Here is a 7,971-nt window from a genome sequence, read left to right on the forward strand (position 1 = left end):
CGTCCAGCCCTCACGCCCACCCCAGAGCGAACACCGCGAACCCCGCCGCGAGCACCCCCGCGGCCGCGCGCCGGACCCGTGCGCCGCGCGTGCCCGTACCCCACGGCTCCTCGAAGCGGCGCGCGTACCGCCCGACCGCCACGAGCAGCACCGCGAACACCGGGAGCCACAGGGCCCGCGCCGCGATCCAGGCGGGCGAGTCGGGGGCCGTCGTCAGGCCCGCGACCTCGCCGGACGTCGCCCCCGTGGCCGCCGCCGCGAACATCGCCGTCTGGTGCCAGCACAGAATCGTCATCGCCGACAGGTTGATCACCACGACCGGCGCCCACAGCGCGGGCCGCCGGAGGAGCGCGCCGATCCGGTCGCGAAGGAGGATCGCCGCACCGCTCTGCGCCGCCGCGAGCGCGAGCACAAGGAGCGACGGCGGATGCGAGTTGGTGCGGACCTCGCCCGGTACGCCGACCATCGACGCCGGGTAGTGGAAGGCGAGCAGCAGCACCGCGAACAGGGCCGCGCCGCCGAGCAGCAGCAGCCACGCGCCGCGCCTGCCGAGCCGCTTCTCGCCCCAGCAGACGCCCAGTTGGTAGGCGAACATCCAGCCCGGCAGGATGTTCAGGACGCTCAGCCAGGACGGTACGGCGTCCGCGTACGGCCCGTAGCGCAGCAGGTCCACGGCGGCGACCGTGCCGAGCAGCGGCACTGCCGACCAGGCGCCGAGGCGCCGCGCGGCGCGTACGCAGAGCGGGGTGAGCGCCGTGATCACCGTGTACACGCCCACGAACCACAGCGGTTGGATCACCAGCGTCGAACCGGTGCGCAGGGTGTCGCCCGGCACGCCGAGCGCGGCGAGCAGCGGGATGAGCAGCGCCCACACGGCCGTGACCCCGAGCACCGGCCGCCCGAGCCGTGCCACCCGCCCGCGCAGCCACCCGGCCGTCGACCCGCCGCGCTCCCTGGTCCGGCGGTACGAGAGCACCGAGGCGTAGCCGCCGACCAGGAAGAAGATGCCGAGCAACTGCAGGAACCAGCTCAGCGGCGCGAGGAAGCCGAGCGCCGACAGCGGGCTCGCGTTGTGCAGCGCGCCGCCCGCGTCGAGGGTGAACCCGCCGAGCAGCCAGTGCCCGGCCGGCACCGCGAGCAGGGCGAGCGCCCTGAGCCCGTCGATGGCACGGTCGCGGTGCGCGGGCGTACGGGCGTCGATGGACGCGGCCGTACGGTGCAGGGCCCGGCGGGCCGAGCGCAGCGGCGCGGGGCGGCGCACGGGCGTCAAGTGCCGTGGCGACGGGGCGAGTTCGGCGTACGTCATGGCGTGTCCTTCGAGTGGGAGGCGGGGCGGCGCGGGGGTCAGCGCGCGGTGCCGAGGGCGATGCGGGCGAAGGTGCGCAGCGAGTCCGTGCCGGGGGCGAAGTAGCCGGTGTGGCCGTCGGCGTCGGCGGACGGGACCCGTCGGGCGCCGAAGGCCGGGTCGGCGGGGTCGGTGCCGTGGCCGAGGCCGAGGAGTTCGACGTGCGGGACGTTGTCGATCCAGTCGCCGGGGTCCTTCGCGGCCCACACCCGGGCCGTGCTGCCCAGGTCGGCGGCGCGGTCCGCGCGCATGCCGGGGGAACCGGCCACGACCAGGTCGGCGGCGGGGGTGTCGGCGGCGGCGAGGCCGCACACCACCGAGCCGTAGCTGTGGCAGAACAGCGCCGGGCGCGGCGCCCCCGAGGCCACCAGGCCCTGCGCGAACCGGGCGAGTCGTGGCGCACCAGCCGCCGCGAGCCTGCCGGTGGCCGCGTCCGGGCCGAGCCCGACCGGGGTGGTGTACCCGGCCCAGGCGATCACGGCGGAGCGCTGCCCGGTCGCGGCGTACAGCGAGCGGCCCATGCCGGCCGGGGTGCCGTACCGGTCGGTGGTGCGGTCGAAGGTGTCCAGGTCGATGTCGGAGCCCGGCACGATCACCGAGACGTGCCCGGCGCCCGCCAGATCGCCGTACACCTCGGCCACCTGCCCCCGGCCGCGCGGGTCGAAGGCGAGGATCTGCCGTCCGTGGCCGAGGAGTTGGCCGTACCGTCCGGCGCGGGCGCGGGCCGCCGTACGGTCCTGGGAGGGCAGCGAGCGGTCCCCGGCACGGACCAGCTGCTTGTCCCGCTCGCCGCGCAGCGCACGGGAGTTGGCCTCGTACCGCAGGCCGACGGGGGCGCCGTCGAGGTTGCCGACGACGAGCGGGTGGCGGGCGGCGAGTGCCTCCCGCTGCGCCGGACTCAGACCGGCGAAGAACCCGGCGACGCGGGCCGGCGAGGCGGTCGCCGGGTCGGGCAGCGGGCGCCCGAGGTCACGGTCGGCGCGCCATGAACTGACGCCGGGGACCGGGCTGTTGACGGCCGTCTGCTCACTGCCGACGGCCCACCCGGCACTGCCGGCCACCACCGCGGCGGTGAGCGCGGCGGCGACGAGCGTCCGCCGCCCACGGCCCTTCGTACGCGTGGTGGCCGTCTGTGTGTGCCGACCCATGGCCGTCTCCCTCGTCCCGTCCGTCTCGCTGACGGGATGGAAGGTAGGAAGACGGCCTGCGGCCGGGCGTCACACCGGGGAGCCAACTCGCGGGTGCTACCGGGGTCTTGGCGGGTGCAGGGAGGTGCTACCCCAGTAGGGGGTGCCCGGCGGAGAGTCGGTTCAGCCCGCGTCGCCGGGGGCCACGAGCCCCGACTCGTACGCGAAGATCACGGCCTGGGCGCGGTCGCGCAGGTCGAGTTTGGCGAGCACCCGGCCGATGTGGGTCTTCACGGTCTGCTCGGCGAGCACGAGCCGCCCGGCGATCTCCTGGTTGGACAGGCCGCGGGCGATCAGTTCGAGCACCTCGGTCTCACGCGGCGTCAGCCCGTTCAGCCGGAGCGACGGGTCCTTGCGCGGTACGGGTCCGCGCTGCGCGAAGTCCGCGATGAGCCGCCGCGTCACCGACGGCGCGAGCAGCGCGTCCCCGGAGGCCACCACGCGTACCGCCGCGATCAGGTCGGCGGGCGGCGCGTCCTTGAGCAGGAACCCGGAGGCACCGGCCCGCAGCGCCTCGTACACGTAGTCGTCCACGTCGAAGGTGGTGAGCATCAGGACCTTCGGCCGGTGCACGACGCCCGGTCTGGGGCCTCCCCGGCCGGAGGCTGGGGAAGGGTCGAGCAGCGCGCGGGCCGCCGCGAGGCCGTCCATCTCGGGCATCCGCACGTCCATCAGGACCACATCGGGGTGCGTGGACCGGCTGGCCTCGACGCCCTGCCGGCCGTCGGGTGCCTCACCCACCACGTCGATGTCGCTCTGCGCGGCGAGCAGCGCGGCGAAGCCCGCCCTGACCATGGCCTGGTCGTCGACGATGAGCACACGGATGGTGGCGGGGGTGACGGGGCTTGTCACGGGGCACCCTTCAAAGCGTCGCCGCCACGCGCGCTGTCACCGCTACGCAGCGGAAGCCGGGCCGCGACGCGGAAACCGCCGTCGGGCAGCGGGCCCACGTCGAGCGAGCCGCCGGTCAACCGTACGCGCTCGCGCATCCCGACCAGGCCGTGCCCGGTGCCGCTGTGTTCGAGGGGCGTCGTCGGCTCGGTGGCCGGTCCGTTGACGACGAGGACCAGCAGATCGGTGCCGTCGGCCCGCACCGACACCTCGGTACGGGCGCCCGGCGCGTGCCGCACCACGTTGGACAGCGCCTCCTGCACGATCCGGTACGCGGACAGCTCCACGGCCTGCCCCGCCTCGCCCACATCGGCGGCGAGCGCCAACTCGGCGGGCACACCGGCCCGTACGGTCGCCTCGACCAGCTGCTGCAGCCGGTCGAGGCCGGGCTGCGGGGCGCGCTCGCCCTGCGCGTCCTCGCTGCGCAGCACCGCGAGCAGCCGCCGCATCTCGCCGAGCGACTCGCGGGCGCTCGCCGCGATCGTGGCGAACTCCTCCTGCGCCGCGTCCGGCAGCCCCTGGATGCGGTACGGCGCCGAGTCCGCCTGGACGGTGATCACCGACATGTGGTGGGCGACCACATCGTGCAACTCCCGGGCGATCCGGGCCCGTTCCTCCAGGAGGGTGCGCTGCGCCCGCTCGGCCTCGCTGATCGTCTCCTGCACGACGAGCCGCCGCTGCGCCTCGCCACGGGCGCGCAGCGCGTAGGTGAGGACGAGGACCACTCCGCTGAGTACGAAAAGCAGCAGCTGCGAGCCGTCGCTGCGCTCCTGCGAGACCAGCTCGAAGACGATCCCGGCGAGACCGGTCGCCAGCCAGACGGCGACGAGGGTACGCCGGGACTCGCGCAGCCCGAGCAGCACCATCAGGGGCAGATAGCCGACGACGACCATCGGCGTCCACGGCCAGGAGCGCCCCGGGGTACCGTCCGCGCCGAGCAGCGCGACGGCCCCGAGTACGTCGGCGGTGCCGACGATCCACCAGGCGGGCAGCGGCCGGGTGACGGCGAGCAGCAGCGGCGCGGTCTGCGCGGTGGCGACGGCCCCCGCGATGGCACCGGCCTGTTGGTAGTCCTGGACGAGCACGGTGACGGTGACGGGCAGCAACGTGGCGACAAAGCCGAACACGACGATGTACGGCAGATACCGCACCCACAGCCTGGTAGCCCCGGCGAACGGCACTTCCCCGGATCGCGCGGGAGTGGCAAGAGCAAGCCCGAGCTCCCGCAGCCCGTCGCGCAGCCCGTCCCGCAGGTCAGCGAACCGATCGGAGCCGAGGGGCGCCTCGGAAGGCGTGGGTGATTTCTCCATGACCAGCTCAGCGTAGGCAGGCGAGACGGGTCACGCCGTCATACCGGGGGATGGAGGTGCGGGTGCTACCGGGGTATGACGAGCGAGGCTCACGCCCGAGCCCGCCCGCAATATTCAGCCCGTCCGGCGCTTGAGGACGAGCCCGGAGGGCGATGGAAGCCCCTCCGGCGTGTTGAGGAGCGGGGGTCTGGGGGCGGAGCCCCCTGGGGGTACGCACAACGACAGCCACCTCACCCCCCAACAACTCAAAGCTCAGCCAACAACTCCGCCTTCTTCGAAGAAAACTCCGCATCCGTCAACAGCCCCGCAAGATGCAACTCCCCGAGATGCCGAATCCGGTCCGCGATATCCGCGGGATCGCGCCGAGCCGGCGGCCGGGGCTCATCCCGCTGCCCACCCCCACCACTACTGCGCACCGCATCAAGCACAGCCGCCGCGAACGGCAACGACTCGTGCACCGGCCCGTACCCGAGCCCGAAGACGACCGCGGCCGGGTCCTGGTCGGCCTGCGCGGGCTGCGAGACACCTGGTGTGCGCCGAAGAAGCCGCAGGTGCCCGTCGAACACCTCGGGGGAGCGCCACTCGACATCGGCGAGGTCGCGTACCGCGAAACTCTGGTCGCCCGCCTTCCACTTGGCGGACGAGGCGCCGGTCCAGAACCAGCGGTACGAGACCGTCTTACCGTCGAAGGACGCCTTGCCGTCGTACGCCTTGAACTGCGCGGGCCCCTCGGGCGGGGCCACGAGGAAGTCCTCCGCGTCGTACGCCGGACCGAGCAGCGGGCGCAGCTCGTCCGCGTAGTACTCGGCGAGCGTCTCGCGTTCGGCGGGCAGCACCAGGCGGTAGGGGTCGCTGCTGTCCTTCAACTGCCCGGCCGCGGCCGCCATCAGCGGATCCGCGCCGGGTCTCGGCACGGCGTGCAGCACCACCGTCCCGCGTTTGCCAGGAGTGAGGGTCACCGCCGCCAACGCCTCGTGGGGGATGCGGCGTTCACCGAGTGCCTGGAACAGCTTCGGTGTCCTGATCCCCCGTTCGAAGCGGATGAGCACGGAGTCCGAATCGAACTCCCAGGCGGCATGAAATCCGGCCAGTACATCACCCATGCGGCTCATCGTATGCGCCGCGAGGGCCGAAGTCCCCCCTCGAAGCCGTCCCGCTCGTGGGGAGGGCGACGGATTTCTACGCGCGTCAGGCCGGGACGGAACCGGAAGAAACATTCCGGCAGTCACCGCCACCGCCCGCGCAACTCACGTCCTGGTACGCGCCGACGCCGATCCGGGCGAAGTTGCGCAGGCTCTCGGTGCCCGGCTGGAAGTAACCGGTGTGCCCGATCGCGCCGTCCGCGGAGACGACCCGCGCGCCGAAGCCGCGGGAGACCGGGTCGGCGCCGTGGCCGAGGCCGCCGACCTCCATGTGCGGGATGTCCTGGATCCAGTCGTCGGCGTCCCGCGCCGCCCAGACCCGGGCGCCGGTGTGGAGTCCGTCGACGGACCCGGCCCGCATCCCGGGGCTGCCGGCGACCGCTATGTCGGTGACCCGCGACGGCAGCTTCCGCGCGGCGACGCCGCACACCACGGAGCCGTAACTGTGGCAGTAGAGGGCGACCTTGGAGGAGCCGGGCAGCGTACGCACCAGGGAGTCGAGGCGGACCGAGCCGTCCTCGGCGCGCTTGGCGGTGGCCGCGTCCATGCCGACGCCGACGGGTGCCGTGTAGTCGGCCCAGGCGATCACCGCGCTGCGGGTGCGCGGGCTGTTCAGGTGCTGCTCGCCGTAGAGCGCCTTGGCCATCCCGCGCGGGGCGGTGTACTTGCCGTACGTCTTCTGGAAGGTCAGCACGTTGGTGTCGACGCCGGGCACCACGACCGACACCCGCTGGGCGTGGTCCAGGTCCCCGAGGACCTCCGCGACGCGGCCGGGGCCCATCGGGTCGAAGGCGAGGATCTGCCGTTCGGGCCGCATCAGCGACTCGAAGCGGTTCATCCGCCGCCCGGCCTCGTGCCGGCCGGAATCGGAGAGCCGTTTGTCGTGCGCCCGGTGCTTCTCCACGGTGCGGGCCTGGCCGAGCGCGATCCGGTTGGCGTCGTACCTGAGCCAGGTGGGCGCCCCGGCCATGTTGCCCACGGCGAGCGGATGCCGCTGGACGAGGGTGCGCTTCTGGGCGGCACTGAGGGTGTCGAAGAACTGGGTGATCCGGTCGGCCGGAGCGTGCGGATCGGGCAGTCTGTGACCGTCGATGTCGCTCCGCTCCCAGGCGGCGAGCGCCCGCTCCAGGGGCGTCGACGCACCCCGGTTGTGGCTCACGGCGCTCCAGCCGGTGGTCGCCAGCATGACGAACACGACCGCGAGCGCGAGCAGCGCGCGCCAGACGTTCAACGTGGGGGAGGAGTCGAAGGAAGTCACTCCGGACCACCCTAGGAGAGTTGTCGTCCGCTCCGTGCAAGGGGTGGGGCAGATCACGTTTCGCGGGGTGTGATTAAGGCAATTCGGGCGGATGGGGTACGGCGTGACTACGCTCCGTACTCCCTTACGGGGTGCGCCAGTTCACTCCGTACGCGCGGCCCAGTCCCCGGCGAGGGCGGGCGCGAGGTGGTCGAGGTAGAGCGCGGTGACCTCGCGCATCGACTCGACGCTGAGGTCCTGCCCGGCGCCCCACATCCGGCCCGTCATCCGCATCACGCCGCTGAACGCCGCGACCGCCACGCGCGGGCGCGGGTCGGCGTCGATGTCGAGGCCCTCGCGCGCGCCGATGATCCGCGCGACCTCTTCCTCCCGCTCGATGGAACGGCGCATCTGTACGGCGAGGAGTGCGGGCGTCGACTCGATCATCCGGAAGGCGCGCATATGGAGTTCGACGGGGACGACTTCCTCGATGCACTCGCTGATCGCGTTCCACGCGTCCAGGACGGCCCCGCGCAGCGCCATCAGCGGCGGTTCGTGCGCGGGCCGGGAGCGCAACTGCTCCACGAAGTGGTCCTCGATCATCTCCTGCAGCGCGAAGACCGTCTCCTCCTTGCCCGCGAAGTAGCGGAAGAAGGTGCGCTGCGAGACGTCGACGGCGTCCGCGATCTCGTCGACGGTCGTCTGCTCGTATCCCCGTGAGGTGAAGAGTTCGAGGGCGGCTCGCAGCAGGGCGTCGCGGGTGCGCCGCTTCTTGCGCTCGCGCAGCCCGGCGGGCGGCGCCTGGGCGGCGCTCGGCGAGGGCTTGGGCTCGGGTTGGGGCTCGGGCTCGGGATGGGGC

At 73.3% G+C, this 7,971-nt stretch carries 6 protein-coding genes and 1 pseudogene; all 7 read right to left on the reverse strand.

The annotated features are described in order from the left end of the window. Nucleotides 1–10 precede the first annotated feature (10 nt). The 7 genes and pseudogenes from GUY60_RS30370 to GUY60_RS30400 all read right to left on the reverse strand — a co-directional run bounded on the left by GUY60_RS30370 (nucleotide 11) and on the right by GUY60_RS30400 (nucleotide 7,898). Nucleotides 11–1,306 (reverse strand): acyltransferase family protein, encoded by a 1,296-nt coding sequence (locus GUY60_RS30370; RefSeq protein ID WP_223178751.1) that lies wholly within the window; start codon nucleotides 1,304–1,306, stop codon nucleotides 11–13. Between the two features lie 38 nt (nucleotides 1,307–1,344). Further along, the gene (locus GUY60_RS30375; protein ID WP_161703604.1) at nucleotides 1,345–2,493 is read right to left on the reverse strand and encodes an alpha/beta hydrolase; all 1,149 of its coding nucleotides are present in this window, start codon (nucleotides 2,491–2,493) and stop codon (nucleotides 1,345–1,347) included. Between the two features lie 162 nt (nucleotides 2,494–2,655). Then, the gene (locus GUY60_RS30380; protein WP_376771338.1) at nucleotides 2,656–3,384 is read right to left on the reverse strand and encodes a response regulator; all 729 of its coding nucleotides are present in this window, start codon (nucleotides 3,382–3,384) and stop codon (nucleotides 2,656–2,658) included. Next, nucleotides 3,381–4,733, reverse strand: a complete 1,353-nt coding sequence (locus GUY60_RS30385; protein ID WP_161703606.1) for a sensor histidine kinase — start codon at nucleotides 4,731–4,733, stop codon at nucleotides 3,381–3,383. The genes GUY60_RS30380 and GUY60_RS30385 overlap by 4 nt, the downstream gene beginning before the upstream one ends. Before the next feature lie 485 nt (nucleotides 4,734–5,218). Next, nucleotides 5,219–5,950: pseudogene (locus GUY60_RS30390) on the reverse strand (DUF4429 domain-containing protein); the annotation flags it as partial. Further along, nucleotides 5,922–7,133, reverse strand: coding sequence for an alpha/beta hydrolase (locus GUY60_RS30395; RefSeq protein WP_161703610.1), 1,212 nt, complete (start codon nucleotides 7,131–7,133; stop codon nucleotides 5,922–5,924). The gene GUY60_RS30395 and the pseudogene GUY60_RS30390, both read right to left, overlap by 29 nt. Nucleotides 7,134–7,274: 141 nt before the next feature. After that, complete coding sequence (locus GUY60_RS30400; protein ID WP_161703616.1) at nucleotides 7,275–7,898, reverse strand: TetR family transcriptional regulator; 624 nt, start codon at nucleotides 7,896–7,898, stop codon at nucleotides 7,275–7,277. Nucleotides 7,899–7,971 lie beyond the last annotated feature (73 nt).

Source organism: Streptomyces boluensis, assembly GCF_009908195.1.
Classification (GTDB): domain Bacteria; phylum Actinomycetota; class Actinomycetes; order Streptomycetales; family Streptomycetaceae; genus Streptomyces; species Streptomyces boluensis.

Coding starts and splice junctions, on each gene's coding strand:
- GUY60_RS30370 (WP_223178751.1), bottom strand. CDS start 1,306: ATGACGTACGCCGAACTCGCCCCGTCGCCACGGCACTTGACGCCCGTG.
- GUY60_RS30375 (WP_161703604.1), bottom strand. CDS start 2,493: ATGGGTCGGCACACACAGACGGCCACCACGCGTACGAAGGGCCGTGGG.
- GUY60_RS30385 (WP_161703606.1), bottom strand. CDS start 4,733: ATGGAGAAATCACCCACGCCTTCCGAGGCGCCCCTCGGCTCCGATCGG.